Source organism: Bacillus sp. ES1-5 (genome assembly GCF_022487605.1).
Taxonomy (GTDB): Bacteria; Bacillota; Bacilli; order Bacillales; family Bacillaceae_G; genus Bacillus_A; species Bacillus_A wiedmannii.
In genome coordinates this window covers 723,800-747,304 of the sequence record NZ_JAKVPU010000001.1, presented here as the reverse complement: position 1 = coordinate 747,304, position 23,505 = coordinate 723,800, and the positions used below count along the sequence as shown (strand labels likewise).

Annotated in this window: 23 protein-coding genes and 1 pseudogene; 19 read left to right on the top strand and 5 right to left on the bottom strand. The window is 33.4% G+C overall.

Features of this window, described 5'->3' with window-relative positions:
* Positions 1–23 precede the first annotated feature (23 nt).
* Entirely contained in the window at positions 24–455 is a 432-nt protein-coding gene (locus MKO96_RS03890) for a GNAT family N-acetyltransferase (protein ID WP_240586731.1), read from the bottom strand.
* A 153-nt stretch (positions 456–608) separates the two neighbouring features.
* Here MKO96_RS03890 and MKO96_RS03885 point away from each other — a divergent pair, with 153 nt between their 5' ends.
* The 6 genes and pseudogenes from MKO96_RS03885 to MKO96_RS03860 all read left to right on the top strand — a co-directional run bounded on the left by MKO96_RS03885 (position 609) and on the right by MKO96_RS03860 (position 5,197).
* On the top strand, positions 609–1,319 hold the full coding sequence (locus MKO96_RS03885) for an ABC transporter ATP-binding protein (RefSeq protein ID WP_240586730.1): 711 nt from the start codon (positions 609–611) through the stop codon (positions 1,317–1,319).
* Positions 1,312–2,511: an ABC transporter permease gene (locus MKO96_RS03880; protein WP_240586729.1), complete on the top strand. Its 1,200-nt coding sequence runs from the start codon at positions 1,312–1,314 to the stop codon at positions 2,509–2,511. Before MKO96_RS03885 ends, MKO96_RS03880 begins: the two co-directional genes overlap by 8 nt.
* A 282-nt stretch (positions 2,512–2,793) precedes the next feature.
* Positions 2,794–3,381 (top strand): YpjP family protein, encoded by a 588-nt coding sequence (locus tag MKO96_RS03875; RefSeq protein ID WP_098095935.1) that lies wholly within the window; start codon positions 2,794–2,796, stop codon positions 3,379–3,381.
* A 106-nt stretch (positions 3,382–3,487) separates the two neighbouring features.
* Positions 3,488–4,123 (top strand): HAD family hydrolase, encoded by a 636-nt coding sequence (locus tag MKO96_RS03870; RefSeq protein WP_240586728.1) that lies wholly within the window; start codon positions 3,488–3,490, stop codon positions 4,121–4,123.
* Position 4,124: 1 nt separating this feature from the next.
* Positions 4,125–4,235: pseudogene (locus tag MKO96_RS03865) on the top strand (aminoglycoside phosphotransferase); the annotation flags it as partial.
* A 29-nt stretch (positions 4,236–4,264) separates the two neighbouring features.
* The gene (locus MKO96_RS03860) at positions 4,265–5,197 is read left to right on the top strand and encodes an aminoglycoside phosphotransferase family protein (RefSeq protein WP_240586726.1); all 933 of its coding nucleotides are present in this window, start codon (positions 4,265–4,267) and stop codon (positions 5,195–5,197) included.
* Between the two features lie 35 nt (positions 5,198–5,232).
* Here MKO96_RS03860 and MKO96_RS03855 read toward each other — a convergent pair whose 3' ends face one another.
* Positions 5,233–6,516, bottom strand: a complete 1,284-nt coding sequence (locus MKO96_RS03855) for a S41 family peptidase (protein WP_240586725.1) — start codon at positions 6,514–6,516, stop codon at positions 5,233–5,235.
* 48 nt (positions 6,517–6,564) lie between these two features.
* Here MKO96_RS03855 and MKO96_RS03850 point away from each other — a divergent pair, with 48 nt between their 5' ends.
* From MKO96_RS03850 to MKO96_RS03840, 3 genes are all read left to right on the top strand, one after another.
* A complete protein-coding gene (locus MKO96_RS03850) occupies positions 6,565–6,792 on the top strand; it encodes a VOC family protein (RefSeq protein ID WP_240586724.1) in 228 nt (75 codons plus the stop codon).
* A 34-nt stretch (positions 6,793–6,826) separates the two neighbouring features.
* Complete coding sequence (locus MKO96_RS03845; protein ID WP_240586723.1) at positions 6,827–7,708, top strand: AraC family transcriptional regulator; 882 nt, start codon at positions 6,827–6,829, stop codon at positions 7,706–7,708.
* 132 nt (positions 7,709–7,840) lie between these two features.
* Positions 7,841–8,950, top strand: a complete 1,110-nt coding sequence (locus tag MKO96_RS03840; protein ID WP_240586722.1) for an alpha/beta hydrolase — start codon at positions 7,841–7,843, stop codon at positions 8,948–8,950.
* Between the two features lie 133 nt (positions 8,951–9,083).
* Here the strand turns inward: MKO96_RS03840 and MKO96_RS03835 are convergent, their stop codons facing one another.
* The gene (locus tag MKO96_RS03835; protein WP_240586721.1) at positions 9,084–10,541 is read right to left on the bottom strand and encodes a serine hydrolase; all 1,458 of its coding nucleotides are present in this window, start codon (positions 10,539–10,541) and stop codon (positions 9,084–9,086) included.
* Between the two features lie 184 nt (positions 10,542–10,725).
* On the opposite strand from MKO96_RS03835, the gene MKO96_RS03830 reads away from it, so the two are divergent.
* From MKO96_RS03830 to MKO96_RS03805, 6 genes are all read left to right on the top strand, one after another.
* Entirely contained in the window at positions 10,726–13,308 is a 2,583-nt protein-coding gene (locus MKO96_RS03830) for a family 78 glycoside hydrolase catalytic domain (protein ID WP_240586720.1), read from the top strand.
* Positions 13,309–13,414: 106 nt separating this feature from the next.
* Positions 13,415–14,371, top strand: coding sequence for a thymidylate synthase (locus MKO96_RS03825; protein WP_240586719.1), 957 nt, complete (start codon positions 13,415–13,417; stop codon positions 14,369–14,371).
* A 19-nt stretch (positions 14,372–14,390) separates the two neighbouring features.
* Positions 14,391–14,879 (top strand): dihydrofolate reductase, encoded by a 489-nt coding sequence (locus MKO96_RS03820; protein WP_000637214.1) that lies wholly within the window; start codon positions 14,391–14,393, stop codon positions 14,877–14,879.
* Between the two features lie 154 nt (positions 14,880–15,033).
* Positions 15,034–17,019 carry a penicillin-binding protein 3 gene (gene pbpC, locus MKO96_RS03815; RefSeq protein ID WP_240586718.1) on the top strand — a complete coding sequence of 662 codons (1,986 nt, stop codon included), beginning with the start codon at positions 15,034–15,036 and terminating at the stop codon, positions 17,017–17,019.
* A 218-nt stretch (positions 17,020–17,237) separates the two neighbouring features.
* Positions 17,238–17,873 carry an FMN-dependent NADH-azoreductase gene (locus MKO96_RS03810; protein ID WP_000170043.1) on the top strand — a complete coding sequence of 212 codons (636 nt, stop codon included), beginning with the start codon at positions 17,238–17,240 and terminating at the stop codon, positions 17,871–17,873.
* 111 nt (positions 17,874–17,984) lie between these two features.
* Positions 17,985–18,704, top strand: coding sequence for a lysophospholipid acyltransferase family protein (locus MKO96_RS03805; protein ID WP_240586717.1), 720 nt, complete (start codon positions 17,985–17,987; stop codon positions 18,702–18,704).
* Positions 18,705–18,743: 39 nt separating this feature from the next.
* Here the strand turns inward: MKO96_RS03805 and trhA are convergent, their stop codons facing one another.
* The gene (gene trhA, locus MKO96_RS03800; RefSeq protein ID WP_240586716.1) at positions 18,744–19,400 is read right to left on the bottom strand and encodes a PAQR family membrane homeostasis protein TrhA; all 657 of its coding nucleotides are present in this window, start codon (positions 19,398–19,400) and stop codon (positions 18,744–18,746) included.
* Positions 19,401–19,613: 213 nt separating this feature from the next.
* Between trhA and MKO96_RS03795 the strand changes: the two genes are divergently transcribed.
* The 4 genes from MKO96_RS03795 to MKO96_RS03780 all read left to right on the top strand — a co-directional run bounded on the left by MKO96_RS03795 (position 19,614) and on the right by MKO96_RS03780 (position 22,160).
* Positions 19,614–19,799: a twin-arginine translocase TatA/TatE family subunit gene (locus tag MKO96_RS03795; RefSeq protein ID WP_000492443.1), complete on the top strand. Its 186-nt coding sequence runs from the start codon at positions 19,614–19,616 to the stop codon at positions 19,797–19,799.
* Positions 19,800–19,841: 42 nt separating this feature from the next.
* Positions 19,842–20,585, top strand: a complete 744-nt coding sequence (gene tatC, locus MKO96_RS03790; RefSeq protein ID WP_000390124.1) for a twin-arginine translocase subunit TatC — start codon at positions 19,842–19,844, stop codon at positions 20,583–20,585.
* Positions 20,586–20,913: 328 nt separating this feature from the next.
* Complete coding sequence (locus MKO96_RS03785; RefSeq protein ID WP_000629012.1) at positions 20,914–21,165, top strand: DUF2535 family protein; 252 nt, start codon at positions 20,914–20,916, stop codon at positions 21,163–21,165.
* 152 nt (positions 21,166–21,317) lie between these two features.
* The gene (locus tag MKO96_RS03780) at positions 21,318–22,160 is read left to right on the top strand and encodes a DegV family protein (protein WP_076539187.1); all 843 of its coding nucleotides are present in this window, start codon (positions 21,318–21,320) and stop codon (positions 22,158–22,160) included.
* 199 nt (positions 22,161–22,359) lie between these two features.
* On the opposite strand, the gene MKO96_RS03775 is transcribed toward MKO96_RS03780, so the two are convergent.
* Positions 22,360–23,334 (bottom strand): MBL fold metallo-hydrolase, encoded by a 975-nt coding sequence (locus tag MKO96_RS03775; protein WP_240586715.1) that lies wholly within the window; start codon positions 23,332–23,334, stop codon positions 22,360–22,362.
* Positions 23,335–23,505: the final 171 nt, after the last annotated feature.

Genomic DNA, 23,505 nt, shown 5'->3' with positions numbered 1-23,505 from the left:
AATCCTTTCCATTTATAAGTAGTTTAAAAATGTTTTACAAATCGATATCCATTCACTTCATATCCTAATTTTTTGTAAAAAGGATGTGCTTCTACTCTATTTGTTCCACTAACTAGCCATGTACCAATGCAATTATGTTTTTTTGCTAATTGTTCTGCATAATCCATTAATACTTGTCCAATGCCTTTTCGCCGTATTGTAGAATCAACGCTAATAATTGAAATTTCCCCATAACGAGTTATATCTTCTAAATTTTCACGTATACGAAACCCAAGTAATCCAAATATAGTTTCTTCTTCCTCATAAACATATAAAAAATCAAAGGGACTCATTTGTACGAATTGTAATCGGCTGTTCATATCTTCATAGGAAATAGAGGAACCTTTTAATTCTTTCGTTAAAGAACAAAGTGCATCTATATCGTCTATCGTAGCTTCACGAATATGAAAGGACATATTATCCACTCCAATAAAATGTAATTAACAGTAAGTATTTCTGTAAAAAAATATGTATTCCTGCTATGAAAATAAATATTTTATAATGATATATAGATAGTTATATGTTATTCTTTTCCTTGATTGTATTGGAAATGGAAAGAAGGGGAATGTATGTTAGAAGTGAATATTCGCTCTGCCGGATATGATATAGAGGAAAAGACAATTCATGATATTGCCTTTTCAATTGAAAAAGGTGAATTAGTTGCACTTATTGGTGCGAATGGTGCTGGGAAGAGTACGACGATTAAAACGATACTCGGTTTACTTGTAAATATGAATGGTGAAATATCATTTGGTGAAAAGAAAAATCCTTATGCATACGTGCCGGAACACCCGACATATTATGATTATTTGACGCTTTGGGAACATATCGAACTATTAATGGCTGCTCGCGAGAACGAAGTAGGAAGCTGGGAAAAAAAAGCAGAAGAGTTATTACATATGTTTCGAATGGATAAACATAAACATGAGTATTTATCAAAGTTTTCAAAAGGTATGAAACAAAAATCGATGCTCATTTTGGCATTTTTAACTGAACCAGATTTTTATATCATTGATGAACCTTTTATCGGTTTAGATCCAGTAGCTACGAAAGAGTTTTTAAGTTATTTATATAAAGAAAAAGAACGTGGCGCAGGTATTTTACTTTGTACGCACGTATTAGACACAGCTGAAAGAATTTGTGAGAGATTTTTACTCATTTCACAAGGTACATTAGTCGCAGATGGACATCTAGAATCTATCCAAGCATTAGCAGATTTGCCAGGAAGTTCATTATTAGATTGTTTTGATGTAATCGTAAGGCGTGAACAGCATGATTAAACAACAATTTTATAAAAGATTGCGCCATGAACTGGGGCGTAAATGGAAGTCCATACGTTCTATAACTGATTGGACAGTTGCGCTATATATTATTATTCCTGTACTTATATTTATGGGGATTTATTATCGTTCACTATGGATAGAAGAATTATCGATGGAAGAGACGGTTTATTTCGGATTAGGTCTATTCGCATTTTATGTGATTACATATTCAAGAGGAGTTCGTTCATTTTTTGAACAAGGGGATAGTTTATTTTTGATTTCGTATCCCGCTCACATGCAAAAGTTAATCCAGTATGGCATGACATATACGTTAATTCGAATAGCGATAACGAATGTAATAGTAGTAGTTGCTATGTTACCAGTGTTGATGAAAAGTATTGGAGTGACGAAGGTACAAATCGTATTATTTTGGCTATTCTTTACTGCATTTCGATTTATGTTGTCGTTGTTAACGAGATTTATTGATATACGTGTGGGGAAACGATGGCTATTATGGATTATAAAAAATGTAATGTTTTCTATAAGTTTAACCTTTTTTGGAGTGAGTCTGTTTCTTATTTATAAAAATCCATTTTATTCTATACTAAGTATCGGTCTAGCAGTTTTTCTAATTATCGCATTGATAAAAGAAAAACTAAATTATAAAAATTGCTTTTTTAAAGAAGTTGAGAAAGAGAAAGAAGAAAGTATGCGCTGGACGAGTGGGATTATGCAAGTTGGTGGTCATACAGCTAAACCGAGTAGTTCGAATAAAAAGCCGTGGATGTTTCCTCGTTCTAAAAAGTTTTTAGGGAAGAAAAAGGAATCTCGTATTGTTGAATCCTTTTTAAAAGAATTTTTCCGTACAAGTAGTGCACGAATATTTTATATTCAAATTGTATGTATAAGTACTGTAAGCATTATCATGAGTCCGAGGTGGATTGCAGCTATTATTCTTGTATTTGCTTTAGTTGCAATTTCTCGTTATGCGCGTGACTATTGGAATGAATTTACGAAAAGGATGTTTCTTCATTTATATTGTGATGAAGGAAAATTACTATTGTTAAGATTGAAGGCAGATCGCTATTTATTACTTCCAGTACTGCTTTTGTATGGAATAGTTATACTTTCTCATTTTTATTTATTACCAGCTGGAATTGCTGGGATTATTTTTATAGTATGGATTGGTTGGATTGTATTTTTACCATAGAAAAAGAGCCGAAAAATGGCTCTTTTTTTAATCTGTTACACATTGATAAAGAAAATATACTAAAACGAGTATGCTTGCGGCGGAATACATGACATCTAAAGTCATCTGATTGCCTCCTCATTGTTGTTGTACTCATATTGTATGAAATCTTACAATTTCATATTCAAGTGAAAAATATGTGAACGTTAACAAAATTGTAAAGTGCAAAAATTACAATCATTTTGTATAATAGAAGAAACAACCGTTATATAAAATATAATGAGTGAAAGGGAGGGAACATAAATGCCAAATTGGTTTAGAAAAACCTTAGTCGCATTAATTACCGTATTTACATTTGGTTTAGTGACGCCTCCTTCCATATTGCTTGATAATGCCAAAGCTGCGGACAAGCCTACGAGTACAGCTGGGCAACAAAATTTGGAGAGTACGTCCTATACATATGAAGAAACGAATGACAGGTTAACCACCGATACTTTTATTACGTATGCAATGCTAGAAGCAGAGAAGCAGTCAATGCAAAAGTTTGGCACTAAAATTGGTCCAGTAATTGAAGATGAGTTTAAAGATGTAATATTACCGAAAATTGAAGAGGCAATTGCTGAGCTTGCAAGTGATGTACCAGAGGAGTCATTGCAATCATTAGCGATTTCTCAAAGACCAGCTGGCGGAAATAATGAAAAGATTTTTCATGTGTATGACACGAAATCAGGAAATGACTTATTACGATTTCATGTAAGAAGAGATCATCCACCGCAAGATGGTTACTATTTTAATTTCCACTATCACCGTTTTGATGATGGGTACTCTGGACACCATGAGCTAGGAAATATTTATTGGAATACGAATGTCCCGCCAAAATGGCTTTCTTAAAAAGAACAAGAGAAAATCTTGTTCTTTTTTATGCTTATAGAAGGGTAAGGCAACTATGTTGTTGAATAAAATAGGTTTAGAAAAAAGAAGCAAAGGGAGTATGGGAATGAAAAAGTATATTGTTTTTGACTTTGATGGCACATTAGTAGATTCACAAAATATATTTGTACCAATTTATAATCAGCTTGCTGAAAAGCATGGATATAAAACCGTAAGAGAAGAAGAAATTGAGTATTTACGTAAATTAACGATGTCAGAGCGATGTAAACAACTCGATGTACCACTGTATAAACTACCGATATTAGCACTAGAATTTTATAAATTGTATCAACCTGCTATAAAAGATCTCGTTTTGTTCCATGGGATGAAGGATGTATTAGATGAACTACATAAAAAAGGCTACGGAATTGCTGTTATATCTTCTAACTCAGAAGAGCATATTCGAGCATTTTTACACAATAATGATATAGAAAATATTCAAGAAGTGTATTGTTCAAAAAATTTGTTCGGGAAAGATAAAATGATAAAAAGGTTTTTAAAATCCAAAAAGTTAACAGAGAAAGATATGTTATATGTTGGTGACGAACAGCGAGATGTAGCAGCATGTAAAAAGGCCGGGGTGAACGTAATTTGGGTATCTTGGGGGTATGATGTTATTGAAACAGTGAAAAAAGATGCACCAGATTATATGGTCCATACACCGATGGAAATTGTACAAGTAGTACAAGGGGCGTATTCTTAATATGAATATACTTCGAGCAGGTATTCATCATATTGAATTTTGGGTAGCAAATTTAGAGGAATCCATTTCTTTTTACGATCCGAATGGGTTTATTGTAGAAGTAGCGTATACACCAAATGTAGAAATGTAAGGGGAATAAAAATGAAAACAATTACAACATGGCAAAACAATATACAAATAATAAAAGATGCAGCAAATATTGAAGAAATTTCTAAAGGTTTCTCTCCTGATAAGAAATATGTAATTACGAATGCGAATAAAGAAAAATATTTATTGCGGACAGGCGATATAAAAGAATATGAAAGAAAGAAAATAGAGTTTCAAATTTTAAATGAAATGCAAAACCGTAGTGTGCAAGCGCAAAAGCCAATTGAAATGGGTTTGTTGGCAGAAGAAGGTTTATGTTATGGGATTTTTTCATATTTAGAAGGAGAAGATGCGAAGAAGCTATTGCCTACATATTCACCAAAAGAACAATATGAGATTGGTATCGAGGCAGGAAAAGATTTAGCAAAAATGCATACATATGAAGCTCCTGAGGATATTCTTCCATGGTATGAAAGAGCAATGAAAAAACACCAAAAATATGTAGAGGCATATAAAACATGTGGAATAAAAATAAAAAATGATGATAAAATCATAAAGTTTATAGATGAAAATGAAAAATATTTAAAGAACCGCCCAAATCGATTTCAACACGATGATTTTCATTTAGAAAATATAATTGTGCGAGATGGGAAATATGTAGGTGTTGTTGATTTTAATGGCTATGACTGGGGCGATCCACTTCATGATTTCGTAAAAATTGCACTATTTGCAAGGGACATTAGTATTCCATATTCAATCGGACAAATAGAAGGATACTTTAATGGGAGAATACCAGAGGAGTTCTGGAAATTATATGCGGTGTACGTCGGCATGACAGTTTTCTCATCAGTTGTCTGGTCATTACGAGCAGCGCCACATATGCTAGATGATACGTTAGAACGTATTACTATCGTTTTAGAGGATCATCAAGACTTTGAGTTATTAAAGCCAATTTGGTTTCAACCAGAAAAGATTAATATGAGATAGAAAAGGTAGGTGTGATTCACATCTACCTTTATTTTTTACCATTCTTCATTTTGAAGCAGTTGTAATGCTAACTTTAAATCAACATCTTCTTGTATATGTTCCGGAGTCCAGGGGATATGTATATGTGGCTGTATACCAATTCCGGACATTCCTTCGCCTTTATCTATAATAGAGAGCCGTGAAGTAGGGTAGTAAAGTGCGAATGTATCAGCCCATTCCATTACCGCTAAATTAGAATAATCATTTAAACCAGCAGTAGGACGACCTATTACTTTTACTTTCAATGATTTTTTTGCAACTTCTACAAAAGAATCACCAGAACTTCCACATGTAATATCTGTTAATATAACTACTCTATAAGGTGATTTTCTTCCGTGTATTTTTAATGATTGAAGTTCTTTTGGTAACTCAGAAGTATCAAATGTAACGAATCCTTTTTTATAATTCTTTTTTAAATCTTGAATAAATATATCAGTGAATAATTTGGAAAGTTCGTCTAAAGAATCGTAATCTTCCATTTCGATGTCTTTCATACGTAAATGAAAGTTTCGTTCTGTATGATTCAATTGCATTGTATCTGAAGAATCTAAAAGGGAGATCTCTTTGTCTTCAAATAAGTAAGGAAGTAATTTAAAAAATGCATCATCACTCCCGCCACGATTCAAACGCACATCTATAATTAAGTTCGGAAAAGAATTAAGCTCATTTTTGTGTGAATTTAATAATTTATTAATAGCTTCAGTATTTGCGAAATCCGTCAAAGTAATTAAAAGTGTGTCTTTATTCTGCTGTTTAAATGAATAAATAGGCGTGTATTCATTTTGTTTATACTTTTGTAAAGTAATGGTTTCGGTTATTCCATCTTTATCTATAAGTGTACAATTTGATGATTGTAATAAAACATAATCCCATTTTTCACGTTCATATGTATTCTCATTTAAATACTTCTTATATTTTATTAATAACTCAGGAATTTTCAGATTATCTAATGCTAGAATAGACTGCCCTTTTTTCACTCTTATTTCATGTGAAGTGGATGTAATATATAGGCGGTCTTCGTATCTTTTCACTTGGAAGCCAACACTGTTAAGAGGTTGATTGTTAGAGTACATTTTGAAAAACATATGATTATCTTTAAAGTCTAGTAAGTAATCACGTACAATTTCAGTAAATTGTACTGGTGTTAGTTCGCCTTGTTTCTCTAGTTTCTCAACTGTTTGTAAATAAGGAGCAGGATCGTCCCATCCTTCTTTATCTAAACAGCCTGAATAATCGTGATGAGTAATCGAAACAACTTCTTTAAAAATTTCTGTGTACACAGTTTTTCCCCTTATGATTTAATTAGTTGAATAAGAGAATTCTATGTTATGAATGTATTATCCTTTATTTGGTTAGGGGTTTTATTACAAACATTAGGAACAAAGAATGTTTATTACCAAACTATTTATAGGAAAGGCGCTGATGAGATAGCAGAGCTTCTTACTGTTAATAATGTGAAATTTATCCGTGGTCCTATTGAAATGAAATATGATTCGGATGAGGGCTACTCGATTGATTTTTATAACCCGAATGTGGAAATAGAAGGAGAAACTTGACGTTACCATTATAATAAAAAAAGGGGGTGGATTATTGAAAGTCAGGCAAGGTAAATATGAAGAAATAAAATTACGTGATAAAATTCCAGGAATGGTTGAATATATAGAGGACACAATGTTACCTACTGATTTTCACTATTATATTCCTCCTCACTGGCATAGAAGTATTGAAATTAGCTTAGTAGTAAATGGAGAAGTGTTTTTGTATGTGAATGGGCAAAAAAAGAAAATATCTGCTGGCGAATTTATTTTTGTAAATAGTGGAGATGTTCATGAATTTGAAAAAGTAGAGAATACAAGTTGTGCAGTAATGATGTTAATTATTTCTTATGAATTTCTTAAAGAGGTAAATGAAGATTTTGATAAATATAGATTCAATATAGTGGAATCAGTCGTTCAGAAAACGAATCTTAGGCAAATATTTTATGACTTAAAAGAGTTAGTCATACATTCTGATGATTTAAGTTACATAAAAATTAATAGTTTAATTTATGAAATTGTTTATATTTTATTGCGATATTGTAAAGTTAGAGAGAATATAGACAATAATTTTCAACTTGGAAATAGACAGAAGGAAATGATTACATATATTTACAAACATTATAATGAGGAACTGAAACTGAAAGACGTGGCTAAACATTTTTATGTAAGTGAAGAACATTTTTCACGCATGTTCAAAAAATTGTTTGGATCAAATTTCAACTCTTTTTTAACGAGGTATAGGCTTTATAAGGCTTATGAAGATATTATTAGAAGTACAAGTTCTGTACAAGATATAGCAGTAAAACACGGATTTCCAAATATAAAATCTTTTATTTCACAGTTTAAAGATAAATATGGATATACACCATTACAGTATAGGAAGAAATTTATATCAAAAAATGACAATAATTTAATCAAATATGAACAACAATAAAAAAACGTTCCATGTTACATTTTGTACATGGAACGTTTTTAATTTAATAATAACAGATAAAGTAAGGTTTAAAGGGGATTTATATAATCCTTAAAAATGAGAACGCTTAAAAGAAGAGAGGATGAATACTGGATGACTAGAAAGTATGACTTAACCCTTTTAGAAAAAATGCAAGAAAAACAAGAAATTATTAGCGTACAGGGAGCAAAAATCTTAGTAAAAAACATACCAGATTGTGATGAAAAAGGAGCTATGGATCCACGTTTTTATAAGGATATGAAGGTTCAAATGAATGTAATGAGATTTATGCCTAAAAATATGATGAAAATGGATGCTTCTGAAAAATCAGTAATGAATATGCGGAAACAATTTAATGCGATTAAAAGTGTTCCCATTGTCACTAAAGACATTACTATTATGCATCAAACTGTGAAAGCTGGAGATGGATTTGATATTCCGATAAGAATTTATAATAGTAGTTCAAAACGAGAAAATGCACCAATTCTATACTTTATGCATGGTGGCGGATTTATGGCAGGATCACCAGATGTGGTTGAAGAGCTTGTGAAATTGATAGTTGAGAAAACAAATATACTAGCCGTTTCTGTAGATTATCGATTAGCTCCAGAAAATCCTTTTCCAACTGGACATACAGACTGTTATACAACTTTAAAGTGGATTTATGAAAATGCCGACAAATTAGGTGGCGATAAGAATAATATCTTTGTTGCGGGTGATAGTGCTGGAGGTAACTTAACGCAATATTGTACGACTAAAGATATGGAAGAGGGGAGAAATCTCGTTAAAGGACAGCTACTTTTATATCCAACACTTAATATGTGTGACTTTGAAGATGAGTTTTATTCTTGGAGTATAGATAAATATGAAATTGCTCCAAAGTATAAAAAAGGATTAGAAAAAATGCTTACTATTATGCATTCAATGGTTGGGGGTATGTCAGAAGTACTTGGTACGAAAGAAATTAATTCTAAGTATTTAAGTCCATATGTTGATGTATCTCCAGATTATCCAAGTACATTTATAACAGTAGGAGAGCATGATTTCCTAATGATAGAATGTTTAGCTTATGCAGCTAAATTAACTAACAGAGGAGTTGATACCGAAACAGTCCTTTATCGAGGTTTAGGGCACGCTTATGGAGATAACGTAGGTGTTTATCCTCAAAGTGAAGATTTAGCAATTGAAATGGGGAATTTTATATTAAAGCATAGTGGAAAGTAGGGAGAATGATGAAAAATAGAAAAGTGATATTAATTGTTAGCTTTGCTATTTTACTATGTATCTAATAGTTGTAGATGGAATTTCTACTTGTGAAAAAATAGAGGGAAGCGAAAGCTTCCCTCTGTAAAATTAACTATTCAATTTTAGTAAATGTAAGAGGTTGGGTACTTAGCATTGCAGGTACATGTAACTGCAGCGATGGGAATTCACCACTTACATTCATTTCATAAGCCAATAATAAACTCATTTTCATTTGGAATAAATCAACTTCTGCAGAGAAAATGTCGTAGTGATGATGCCCTAATTGAATTTCCATCTCCATAAATTGTACATATAACGAATCATCTCGTTTATATACTTGTAATGTTCCATATGCAGGATGTTCAAAAGTACCAGTATAATCCTCTAACTTGTGAGAAGGTATAGTACCTTTAATTTGTTCAGGAATGGATTCAGTTGTTTCTTTCATCATTTCCTTCATTTTTTCACTATCTTCTACAGCACGTTTATGCCAGTCGATAGATTCTAATCCGAGTAGCTCGTCATAAATTTGGTTAGCAAGATATATAGGCAGTAATGTACCTCCAGCATTCGTTAATATAACGAGACCTACATTTTCATTTGGCATAAAGGAAACAAATGCTGAAAATCCATCGATATTACCGCCGTGATGAATCATTTTATAACCACGGTAAGCGCTAATAAACCAACCAAGCCCATAACTATTTAATGGAGATTCAGGAAGTGATAAAGCTGGTTGATCTGGAATTGAATTGTGTGGTGTACACAGTTGTTGTAATAATTCAGAGGAGATTAGTTCATGATCACCAAATTTCCCTTCGTTTAAGTGAAGAAGTACCCAATTTGCCATATCTTCAATTGTAGAATTAATACATCCAGCAGCGCCAACTGTATCAATGTTACGGAATGGAACTTCTTTTATTTCACCGTTATTTTCAACGTAAGGTAATGCGTAATCATCTGTATTTTGTGAGTCTGTAACAGAGAAGTTTGTTTGATCCATATTTAAAGGCTCTAAAATATGTTCTGCAACATATTGTTCCCATGTTTGATTCGTAATGTTTTCTACAATATAACTAATTGTCGCATACATTAAGTTGTTATAAAGAAATGCTGTGCGGAACGGTGCATCAAGTTGTAAATGTTTTATTTTTTCAACGAGATCTTTTCGAGATAAGGAAGAGCTGTACCAAAGAGCCTCATGACGACTAACCCCAGTGCGATGGGAAGCCAAATCTCGTCCTGTAACTTGTGAGCTAGCAAGTAGTTCAGATAAAGAGAAGTTAGGTATATAAGACTGGACAGGAGTATCCCAATTAAAATTTTTTTGCTGTGCCAACAAGCTTAATGAAAGTGTGCCAAAAGCTTTCGTTGAGGAACCGATTGCGAACCGAGTACTCGGTGTAACAGCCTCTTTTGTCTCTATATTTCGATAGCCAAATCCTTCTGAAATAATAACTTCACCGTCTTTTATAACAGCTACAGCAGCTCCAGGAACATTTAAATCCTTCATCATTTTTTCAACCGTTGTTTGTAAAGAAGTCATAACAGGAGTTTCAATTTTAGACATACTTCTAACCTCCAAATATAAATTTTGTTCTACCGCACTATACTTTCGGTAATAGAAAATGAAAACCTTTTTAATTATGGAAAGTTAATAATTTTGTAAGGATGAATAAAATTATTATTTATTTAGAATTTTATTTTTATTATAATTAATTTAAATTAAGATTTAGAAAAGATGGTGGAGAAGTGTGCTAACAATAAAGAAATTACTTTGTGATAATAAAAATAATCCGATTGGTATAGATTCAAAAGTTGTTAAAATTAGTTGGCAACTTGAGTCGAGTAACCGAAATGTAAAACAACTTGCATATCAATTGCAGGTTGCGAAGGATAGAAATTTTGAGATTATAATGTTTGATTCGCAAAAAGTAGAAACAGATCAAAGTTTACATATACCAATCAATTCATTTTCATATAGTACGGAAACACGGTATTTTTACCGAGTGAAGGCATGGGATAATCATGAAGAAGAGTCGTCTTGGTCAGAAGTATCATTTTGGGAGACTGGGTTACAAGGACAAGATAATTGGAGCGGAAACTGGATCGCTGTGAAAAAAGAACGAGCGCAAGTTATGTCTTTTCATAAAAATTTTACTATTAAAAAAGTAGTTAAAAAAGCGCGTTTATATATCACAAGTTTAGGATTATACGAGGCTTCTATAAATGGAGAGCGTATTGGAGATTGTTATTTTACTCCGGGATGGACAAGTTATGATAAGAGGGTATTGTACCAAACGTATGATATAACATATTTATTAAAGATTGGGCAAAATGATATTTCTACTCTGGTAGGTAACGGCTGGTATAAGGGGCCGATTACCGTCCACCATGTACGTAATTATTACGGGAGAAGACGAGCAATAATTGCTCAAATACATATAACATATGAGAATGGAACGAAAGAAAAAATTGTAACAGACGAAACATGGGAGGCAAATCCAAGTCCTATTTTGTATTCGGAAATTTATGAAGGAGAAGTTTATGACGCTAGGCTAGAAGAAAGTGGTCAAGAGTTAGAAGATGTTGAAGTAATTGAGCGCTCTAAACAAATAATTGTTGCACAAGAAAATGAATCAATTCGTAAAATGAAAATTATAAAACCAATTTCTATTTCAAAACTACCGGATCACGAATGGCTTATTGATATGGGACAAAATATGGTAGGGTGGGTGCGATTTATAGCCCGTCATGTTTATATTGGACAAAAGCTCGAATTGCATCATGCTGAAATATTGAATAAAGACGGTAGTTTTTACACTGGCAATCTCCGAAAGGCAAAACAAAAAATAGTGTATATAGCAAAAGGAGCAGAAGAAGAAAAGTTTGAGCCTCATTTTACATATCAAGGCTTTAGGTATGTGAAAATAAGTGGATTAACTCAGCCGCCTCAACTAGCAGATTTTGAAGGGATTGTATTACATACGGATATGGAAAAAGTAACTGAATTTGAAACATCTAATCCATTAATTAATCAACTTCACCATAATGTGGAATGGTCTCAAAGAGGGAATTTCTTTGATGTGCCTACAGATTGTCCGCAGCGAGATGATCGACTCGGTTGGACAGGAGATGCACAAATGTTCATTGGGACAGCTACGCAAATTATGAATGTCCAATTGTTTTTTAAAAAGTGGCTCCAAGATTTATCACTAGACCAAAATATAAACGGAGCCGTGCCTTTAGTTATACCAGATGCGTTTGGGAAAAGAGCGGACTTTGATTTAGATACTTCTGGAGGTTGGGGTGATGCAGCTATTATTTGTCCATGGGTTCACTATCTGCATTACGGAGATGTATCGATTTTAAAAGAACAATATGAAAGCATGAAAAAATATATAGATTACATACGTTCACAAGGTGAGAACGAGTATTTATGGGATACAGGCTATCATTTAGGGGATTGGCTTGCATTAGATACGAAACCTGATGTATATGAAGGCGGAACAGACAAGCATTTTATTGCGACGGCTTTTTATGCATATTCAACATCGCTTCTACAAAAAATTGCCGAGATTTTAGGTGAAAAAAATGATGCTACCTTTTATAAAGAATTACATGCAAATATTGTTCAAACGTTTCAAAATGAATTCGTTACACTAAATGGTAGGTTAATTTCGAATACCCAAACAGCCCACATATTAGTACTTCTTTTTGAACTAGTGAAAGATGATGTGAAGGAGAAAGTATTTAATCGGTTAATTGAGCTTTTAAAAGAAAGTAAAAATCATTTAACAACTGGTTTTATAGGAACACCGTATTTAAATTTAATATTAAGCAAGTTTAACCGTCATGACCTTGCTTGTAAGCTTCTATTTCATGAAGATTATCCATCATGGTTATACCAAGTTCAAAAAGGTGCCACAACGATTTGGGAACACTGGGATGGCGTGAAAGAGGATGGAACACTTTGGAATGATAGTATGAATTCTTATAATCATTACGCATATGGCTCTATCGTTGAATGGATATACCGATATATTGTTGGATTAGAAGTGGATGAAACAAAACCTGCATATAAACATTTTTATGTACAACCACATTTTGATTCGAATTTAGAATGGATTAGAGTAAAACGTGAGTCAGCTTATGGAGAAATTAAAATTGAGTGGCGTGTAGAAAATGAACAAGCCTTTCTAAAGATTTCTGTACCACCAAATACAAGCGCTATATTAAGGATAGACGAAACGAATTGGAAAGCAGAACATAACATTGAAAAGGATTTAGGATCAGGCGATTATAAATTTACCTTTTGTAAAAATATAAAGGGGTAGAATTCTGTTAATATAGAAATATTTTTTATTGATTAGGGTGATTAAATTTACTATTTTTCATGTTATGATAAATTTCATACACGATTGAAAGAAGGTTTTACTACATATGAAACATGCTGAATATGAATACTTAAATTTATGCCGCCATGTAATGGAGCATGGTACGAAGAAAGAAGATCGTACAGGGACAGGCACTGTATCTGTATTTGGATATCAAATGCGTTTTGATCTAAGTACAGGTTTTCCTTTATTAACGACAAAGAGAGTGCCGTTTCGCCTTGTAGCAAGTGAACTGCTTTGGTTTATGAAAGGTGATACAAATATTCGTTATTTATTGCAGCATAATAATAATATTTGGAATGAATGGGCATTTAAGAGCTGGGTAGAAAGCGATGAGTATACTGGTCCTGATATGACTGATTTCGGTCTTCGCTCACAACAAGATGAGGAATTTAAAGTGCAGTACGATGAACAAATGGAATTGTTTAAAAAGAACGTTTTAGAAGATGATGATTTCTCAAATAAATATGGTTATTTAGGAGATGTATACGGAAAGCAGTGGCGTGCCTGGAAAACGACAGCTGGTGAGACGCTTGATCAATTAAAAGATGTAATTGAAATGATTAAAAAAACGCCAGACTCCCGTCGCCTAATTGTTTCTGCCTGGAATCCTGAAGATGTACCAAGTATGGCATTACCACCTTGTCATACGCTATTCCAGTTTTATGTAGCGGATGGCAAACTTTCTTGTCAGTTATATCAAAGAAGTGGTGACATATTCCTTGGAATTCCATTTAACATTGCAAGTTACTCATTACTAACACATTTAATCGCACATGAATGTGGTCTTGAAGTGGGAGAATTTGTTCATACAATTGGAGATGCACACATTTATACGAATCATTTTGAACAAGTAGAAAAGCAATTGGCACGTGAACCACGTCCATTCCCGAAACTTACATTAAATCCAGATGTGAAATCTGTGTTTGATTTTGAAATGGAAGATTTAACGATTGAAGGATATGATCCACACCCAGCAATTAAAGCACCGGTTGCAGTATAATTGTAGAGGAGATGAAAAAATGATTGTTTCATTTATGGTCGCAATGGACGAGAATAGAGTAATTGGCAAAGATAATAATTTACCTTGGCGTTTACCAAGTGAATTGCAGTATGTAAAGAAAACAACGATGGGCCATTCACTTATTATGGGCAGAAAGAACTACGAAGCAATTGGTAGACCACTGCCTGGAAGACGTAATATTATTGTAACACGTAATGAAGGGTATCATGTTGAAGGTTGTGAAGTAGCACATTCTGTAGAAGAAGTGTTTGAACTATGCAAAAATGAAGAGGAAATCTTTATTTTCGGCGGAGCACAAATTTATGATCTCTTTTTACCTTACGTAGACAAGTTATATATAACAAAAATCCATCATGCATTTGAAGGAGATACATTCTTCCCAGAAATGGATATGACAAATTGGAAAGAAGTTTTTGTTGAAAAAGGTTTAACGGATGAAAAGAATCCGTATACGTACTATTATCATGTATATGAGAAGCAACAATAATAAGAAGGATTGATGTGAAATTCACATCAATCTTTTTATTTGTATTCATTAATATAAGTTTATAGATGATATTCAATAGTGCTATAATGAAATCTAGCATGTAAAAATGCTAAAATTTTCAAAAGTATTCATATAGAAAGAGGAGGAAAATCGATTGAAAAAGATATGGGGGATTCTTTTTCTTTGCTTAACGTTCATGTTAGTTGGATGCGGTAAAGAAGAAAAACCACAAGAAGCGTTTGATACATATACAAAAGCATGGAATAAACAAAAATTTGCAGAAATGTATGATCAATTATCAGAAAAGGCAAAAAAAGATATTTCAAAGAAAGAGTTCACTGAGAAATATGAAAAAATTTATTCTGGCATTGAAGTGAAAAACTTAAAAGTAGAAGCAGGAGAAGTAAAAGAAGATAAAAAAGATGAAGGTCCTGTTCCTTTTAAAGTAAGTATGGATACAGTCGGTGGTAAAATCACTTTTGGCCATGAAGCAAAAATGGTGAAAGAAAAAGATGGAGATAAAGAATCTTGGAAAATAGATTGGACTCCTGATTTTATATTCCCAGGTATGACAAAAGATAGTAAAGTACGCATGCAAACGACGCAACCAAAACGTGGAGAAATATATGACCGTAACGGTAAATATCTTGCGGTAAATGGTAAAGCCTCTGAAATCGGAATGATTCCTGGACAGTTAGGGGATGCTGCTCCGCAAACGAAAGAAACGGTAGCGAAGTTGCTAAATATGTCTGTAGAAGAAATTGATCAAAAACTAGCAGCTAAATGGGTAAAACCAAATTACCTTGTACCAATGGGAATATTGCCTGAAGGAGCAACACAAAATACGTACATAGATTTACCGGGTGTTGCAACAAAGCCAGTAAATGTTCGTTCATATCCATTAGGAGAAGCAGCAGCACATCTTACTGGTTATATCGGAAAGGTAAATGCTGAAGATTTAAAAACGTTACAAAAGAAAGGCTATCAAGCTGATGATCCAGTAGGTAAAGCTGGTTTAGAGCAAGTATTGGAAGAACAGCTGCGCGGGAAAAAAGGCGGCCGTGTCTTTGTAGAAGATGCACAAGGGAAAGAAATTAAAAATTTAGCAAAAACAGAAGCTGTTGATGGAGAAAATGTAACTTTAACGATTGATAGTGCTGTTCAATTCGAAATTTATAATGAAATGAAAAATGAGGCAGGGTCAAGTGCAGCAATTAATCCAAAGACTGGAGAAACAATTGCACTTGTGAGCACGCCAGCTTATAACCCAAATACCCTTACAAGAGGGGCGTCAAAAGCGCAACGCGATGCGGTAAATAATGATCCGAAAAAACCAATGACGAATCGATTTACACAATTATCGGTACCAGGTTCTGTATTTAAGCCTATTACAGCTGCAATCGGTCTTGAAACGAAAACAATCGATCCAAAAGAAGAGTTGAAAATTGAAGGATTGAAATGGACAAAAGATTCTTCTTGGGGTAATTATTATGTAACGCGTGTAAAAGATGCAAATCCGATTGATTTTGATAAGGCGATGAAATACTCGGATAATATTTATTTCGCACAAGAAGCTTTGAAAATCGGAAAAGATAAATTTATGAGTGAAGCGAAAAAATTCGGATTCGATGAGAAATTACCAATTGAATATGCATTCCCAGCTTCTAAAATCGCAAATGATGGGATTAAAAATGATATTCAAATGGCAGACACAGGTTATGGACAAGGGCAAGTATTAATGACGCCACTCCATCTAGCATTAACGTACGCACCAATTGTTAATGATGGAAACATACCTTCTCCATATATTATTAAAACAGATAAGCAACCAAAAGTTTGGAAAGAGAATGTCATTTCAAAAGGCAATCAGGATATATTAAAGACTGCTATGACGAGAGTAATTAATGATCCAGATGGTACTGGGAAAATTGCTAAAATTGATGGTAAGACGCTTGCTGGAAAAACAGGTACAGCGGAATTGAAAGTATCAAAAGAGGCCGAAGGAAAAGAACTAGGCTGGTTCGCTGCATTTGATTTAAATTCACCAGATATGGTCATTACAATGATGATTGAAGATGTAAAAGGTAGAGGCGGAAGTAATATTCCGGCTGAAAAAGTGAAACATGTGTTTCAAAAATAGAAAATGATGAAGACTATCTCCACGGAATGTGGAGGTAGTTTTTTGTTTCACCAAAACGTATTGAAAAGATAGTGTTTATTAACTTACGAAAAAAAAGTAGCTATTTTTTATTGACATTGAACATAACTTTTTGTATTATGCTTACATAAGGTAAGTTATTTACTTTCGAAATATAAATCTCAAATTAAAGATAAAATGTGTAAAAGGGAGAGAATACAATGACAAAAGTACTATTTATTACAGCAAATCCAAATTCAGCAGAAGGTTCTTTCGGAGTTGCAGTAGGGGAAGCGTTCATCGAGGCTTATAAAAACGAACATCCACAAGACGAAGTTGTAACAATTGATTTATTCAACACTACAGTACCAGCAATCGATGCAGATGTATTCGCTGCTTGGGGTAAATTTGCAGCAGGTGAAGGCTTTGAAACTTTAACTGAAGTTCAACAACAAAAAGTTGCAGCAATGAACACAAACTTAGAAACATTTATGCATGCGGATCGTTATGTATTCGTAACTCCAATGTGGAACTTTAGCTATCCACCAGTAGTAAAAGCATACTTAGATAACTTAGCAATCGCAGGTAAAACATTCAAGTATACTGAAAATGGTCCAGTTGGCTTATTAGAAGGCAAAAAAGCACTTCACATTCAAGCAACAGGTGGCGTTTATTCTGAAGGAGCATACGCAGCTGTAGACTTCGGCCGCAATCACTTAAAAACAGTATTAGGATTCATTGGTGTAAATGAAACTGAATACATTGCAGTTGAAGGTATGAATGCAAACCCTGAAAAAGCACCAGAAATTAAAGAAGCAGCGATTGCTAATGCTCGTGAATTAGCAAAACGTTTCTAATATAGAATACTTAAAAATGTCCAAGCACTTGCTGTTTGGACATTTTTTCTTCTTTTTCCTTCGTTTGTCTAGTATAATGAAGGTCGGAATGATAATAGGTGGGGGTTCTGTATGATTCAAACGTTTTTTAAAATCTTTTATTTAATTTTAATCGTAATTGCGATTACACCGAGAATGTGGCGTCTGAAAAGACAAGTAAATACGATGTCGCCAAAAGAAAAAGATAATGTTGTGTATAAAACGACAAATTGGTTTGGTAAGAAAATGGTACGTGTAGCTGGTGGGACAGTTGAAGTAAAGGGACTGGAAAATGTTCCAAAAGATAAGCCGGTACTAGTTGTAAGTAATCATCAGAGTAATATGGATATTCCTGTTTTACTAGGTTACTTAAATAAACCAATTGGATTTGTTTCAAAAGCAGAGATTAAGAAGTTTCCAGTTGTACCAACTTGGATGGAACTTATGAATTGTGTATTTATGGTTCGTAACGATCGTCGTCAATCTCTTCAAGCGATTAAAGATGGAATTGAGCTGTTAAAGAACGGGCATTCTATCGTAATCTTCCCAGAAGGGACGAGAAGTAAGGGTGGCGAAATTGGAGAGTTTAAGGCTGGGAGTTTTCACCTTGCAGTAAAATCTGGTGTAGCAATCTTACCTGTAACATTAGATGGGACATATAAAATGTTTGAAGCGAATGGAAACCGTATGAAACCGGCTCATGCAACAGTAACAATTTCTAAGCCGATTACACCTGAAGAGTATGCGAATATGGATATTAAAGAATTAACGAAGCATACACAGGATGTTATCGCAAAACAATTACATAAGTAATAAAAAAGGTTTCAGCTTAATATAAGCTGAAACCTTTTTTTATGCTGTAGGTAAGACATAAAAGAGTACGCAGAAGAACATCATCGCACTACCACCTAAAACGAAAAGATGCCAAATGGCATGATTGAAAGGTAACTTTTCCCAAAGGAAGAATATAGCCCCTACAGAATATAAAATTCCGCCTGCTAAAAGTAGTGAAAAACCATGTCCAGTTAGATTTTCATAAAGTGGTTTAATAGCAACGATTATGAGCCATCCCATTATGATATAGCATAATGTTGATGCCTTAATAAAGCGACGTACAAAGAAAATTTTAAAGATGATACCTCCGAGTGCTAGTGTCCATATAATAGCGAGTAACGTCCAGCCTAATGGTCCACGAAGCGTAATAAGTAAAAAAGGAGTATATGTGCCAGCGATTAATAAATAAATGGCTGAGTGATCTAGTATAGTAAATAATTTTTCTACTTTTGGATGATGAATGCTATGTAACAAGGTCGAAAACAAGTACAGTAAAAACATGCTTACACCATAAACCGTAAATGCAAATACAGCAGATGCGGTACCATGCTTAGAGGCATGAATAATTAATATAATTAAGGCAGGGATGCTTAAAATGGCACCGATACCATGTGTAATTGCATTTGCAATTTCTTCTTTCACAAAATGTGTCATTCTTGTCATTTTTTCAGTCATAATGCAAATCCTTTCTACTATCATAAAATAATATGTCGTTTCCCTTACCATATCATACACAAGGGCAATAGAAAATGAAATTTGTATAATTGATTATATTTTTGAATTTTTTTGACAAAAGGCAATGGATTTGTTGACGTTTTCAAACTTTTTTGACAAAATAAAATTATGCAATAGTAGGACAAGGAATCTACTAATAAAGGGGATGGAGAAATGTTTTCAAATATTGGCTTTCCAGGATTAATTTTAATTTTAGTAGCTGTACTCATTTTGTTTGGGCCGAAAAAATTGCCGGAAATCGGAAAGGCTTTAGGGGAAACGTTAAAAGAATTCAAAAAATCAACGAAAGAATTGACTGATGATGCATTTCAAGAGAAGGAAAAGAAAGAAAAAATGTAATGAATTTTCCTCGAAATGGATAAATAAAGTGTGGTGAACGAGATGGAAGATCGGGAAATGAGCGTAGTAGAACATATTGTTGAGCTTCGCAAACGAGTAATATATACAGTGCTATCCTTTGTCCTATTTTTAATTATCGGATTTACTTTTACGAAGGATATTTATTTTTGGCTTGTAAAAGATTTACCAATGAAATTAACTGTTCTCGGTCCAAGTGATGTATTATGGATTTTTTTCTCGATTGCTACAGTATTTGCTATCGTTTGTACAATTCCTTTTGCTGCTATACAAATTTGGTTATTTGTAAAACCGGGTTTACATCCAAATGAACAAAAAATGACAGTAATGTATATACCGGTATTGTCTATATTATTTATTGCTGGTTTATGTTTTGGATATTTCGTTGTAATGCCGTTTTTATTTCATTTTTTAACTACGATAGGTAATGAAATGTTTAATACGATGTTTACGACAGAAAAGTATTTTCATTTTGTTCTTAATTTAACAGTTCCATTTGCTGTAATTTTTGAATTACCTGTAGTTGTCATGTTTTTAACGAGTATTGGACTGTTAACGGCGGAATTTCTAATAAAAATAAGAAGGTATGCTTACGTAGCATTGATTATCATTGCATCGTGTATATCACCGCCTGATTTTTTATCTCATAGTTTAGTAGCAGTACCGCTTATTTGTATTTATGAAATTAGTATCGCTTTATCAAAGATTGTTAATAAGCGAAAAAAGAAAAGAGAAGAAGAAATACAGTCGAAAAGTGCCTCGTTATAAAGGCACTTTTTTTATTTATTTGTTATACTTTAGACATAAACGTATACAATATATAGAAGAAAAAAATTATAGAATCTCCAAAATTTAGACAAACTTTGCGCTTTGCTAAGTTTATACTAAAATTATTAAGCAATATACGGATAACGGGATTCCTGTCTTATCGGATATTTAGGACGGAGGATGAATAGAGTATAAATCTTCTAACCAAAAGGACTACAGGGATTGACTAAGGATACTTTTGTATTCATAGAAGTCTCCACTTTAAACAACGTGTTACAGCGTAAAGTAGAGGAAGTTCAAAAATCCAATGAAAAAGAGGATTGATATTGTGATTACGAAAAGTTTTTATTTCACTCATTCAACAGGGGATTGTATTAAAATATTCGAAATCCCTGTCCTACAGGCACAGCATCCATTATCGTTTCTAATTCAGTCTCGTCTTCAATTATTTATTGCAAAAATTCAAAAACAAAAGCACCCAAGATTTTCGTATTCTTTCCGTGAATATTTGCAAAATTGTTTGAAGTGGAATGATTATTTAAATGTATATAAAACAAATACCCTTGAAAAAAATGCATGATACAGAGTATGGACAGGGTTAGTAAACTCTGTCTTTTTCATTTTAGGTATAAAAATATAATTAATTTGGTGAAATTTGTTCGAAATTGTTGAAAGCACAGGGAATGCTAGTATAATAACAAGGAGAGCGTATTGGAAAGGGAAGAATATAATATGCAAAAAATTAAAATTGTAACAGATTCAACTGCAGATTTAGCGCAGGATGTAATCGAAAAGTATGGCATTCATGTGCTACCATTATCAATCTCTGTAAATGGACAAACATATTTAGATCGCGTTGATTTACAACCTGATGAATTTATTGAAGAAATGATCAAATCAGAGGAATTACCAAAAACATCACAACCGGCAATGGGTACATTTGTAGAAATGTATGACAAGTTAGGTGAAGATGGAAGTGAAGTACTTTCCATTCATATGACAAGTGGAATGAGTGGTACTGTGGCAACTGCCAATAGTGCTGCATCAATGACCGACACAAAAGTAACAGTTGTTGATTCTCAATTTATTACACATGCTTTAGCATATCAAGTAATAGAAGCTGCAAAAATGGCAAATGAAGGACGCTCACTAGAAGAAATTTTAAAACGTGTAGATGAAGTGAGAAAAAATACTCGTTTATATGTAGTAGTAGATACATTAGAAAATTTAGTGAAGGGTGGGCGTATCGGTAAAGGAAAAGCGTTTATCGGTTCGCTACTTAATATAAAGCCAATTGCTAGCCTTGAAGATGGTGTTTATAACCCTGTTACGAAAGTGCGTAGCCAAGGTCAAATTGTAAAAACGTTAGCTAAGTTATTTGAGGAAGATACAGCTGGAAAAGTTGTAAAAGCTGTTGCAATTCCGCATGCGAAAGCAATTCCTTTAGCTGAAAATGTAAAAGCGGCTGTTGAAAAAGTGAGTGGATTTGCTCAATCAGAAATTTTCTTTACAACGCCTATTATTAGTACTCATACAGGTCCGGGTGCAATCGGATTTATGTATTTAGCAGAGTAATAAAAAAGCTACTTGAAATGAATTTTCAAGTAGCTTTTTTATGTGAATAGAAAGTAAGAAATAAGAAGGGTTATACAGGCACTCCCGCTAATGATATAGCGAGTCTGTAAATATTTATTCATAGAAAACACCCACTGATTAAAGTTTTACTTTATGATTTTCTATAGTATATGTTGGATATAGAAAATAAGTAGTTACGTTATACGTGTAATGTTTTAATTTTTTCATTTACTTGCTTATCGTTTGTTGCGCTATTATAAGTAAAAGTTTGGCCTAAAAAGAGTACATGCAGTTGTTCCCACGGTAACATACGTAAATTCCAATTATTTCGAAGCCTTGTTACTGCCTCGCGGGGTGTTTCATCGGCGAGGGCAAAAGCTCCGTAATGCATCGGTATAAAGTGTGTAGCGTTTAAATCTAAATAAGCTTGCACTGCCTCTTCAGGTGAAACATGAGATACTTTCATAAACCATTCTGGTTCATAAGCGCCAATTGGCATAAGGGCAATATCAATTGAAAAGCGATTGCCAATTTCTTTGAAACCCTGGAAATATCCACTGTCACCACAAAAATAAATGGTTTCTTTCGTTGTTTCATTATTTATAATCCATCCCCCCCAGTGAGATGTATTCATATCAAATAAGGATCTTCTCGTCCAGTGCTGGGCCGGTACGAAGTGAAAGGAAACATCATTAATGATCGTATTTTCCCACCAATTATACTCTTCTACACGAGTAAATTTTTTGCGAGTAAATAGTTTTTTCAGTCCAATAGGTACAAGGTATAAAACATCATCATTTAGCTGGCGAAGCGTTGAAAAATCTAAATGATCATAATGACCGTGTGAAATGAGGACAATATCAATTTTAGGTAGTTCTTGTATAGAAAGACCAGGTTCAGTAAGTCTTGGAACTAATTTTAATTTAGTAGCCCATACTGGATCTGTTAATATATTCAGCCCATTCGTTTGGATAAGGAATGTGGAATGACCAATCCAAGTTACAGACGTCTTTTCAAAGTTGTTTTGTAGGAATTTACTTTGTTTAACAGGTGATTGTTCTACTAAAAAAGAAAAATCCTTTTTATTTTGTTTTCGTTCTTTTCGCCAACGTATAAAGGAACGAATTGATTTTTTTGTACTCACATTATCCATGTTTTCATAACGTTTTGTCATGAACATCACCTCATTTAAAATCGTTGTAATTGTATTGTACCGAAATGTTGTTAAGGAATACAGTGTATAACATGGATGAATGTTTAAGGAATTGTTAAAAAATAGGGGGATGCGTTTACAAAAGTAACAATAAAATTAGTTTTGCAACTTCTATTTAGAGAAATAATAGTA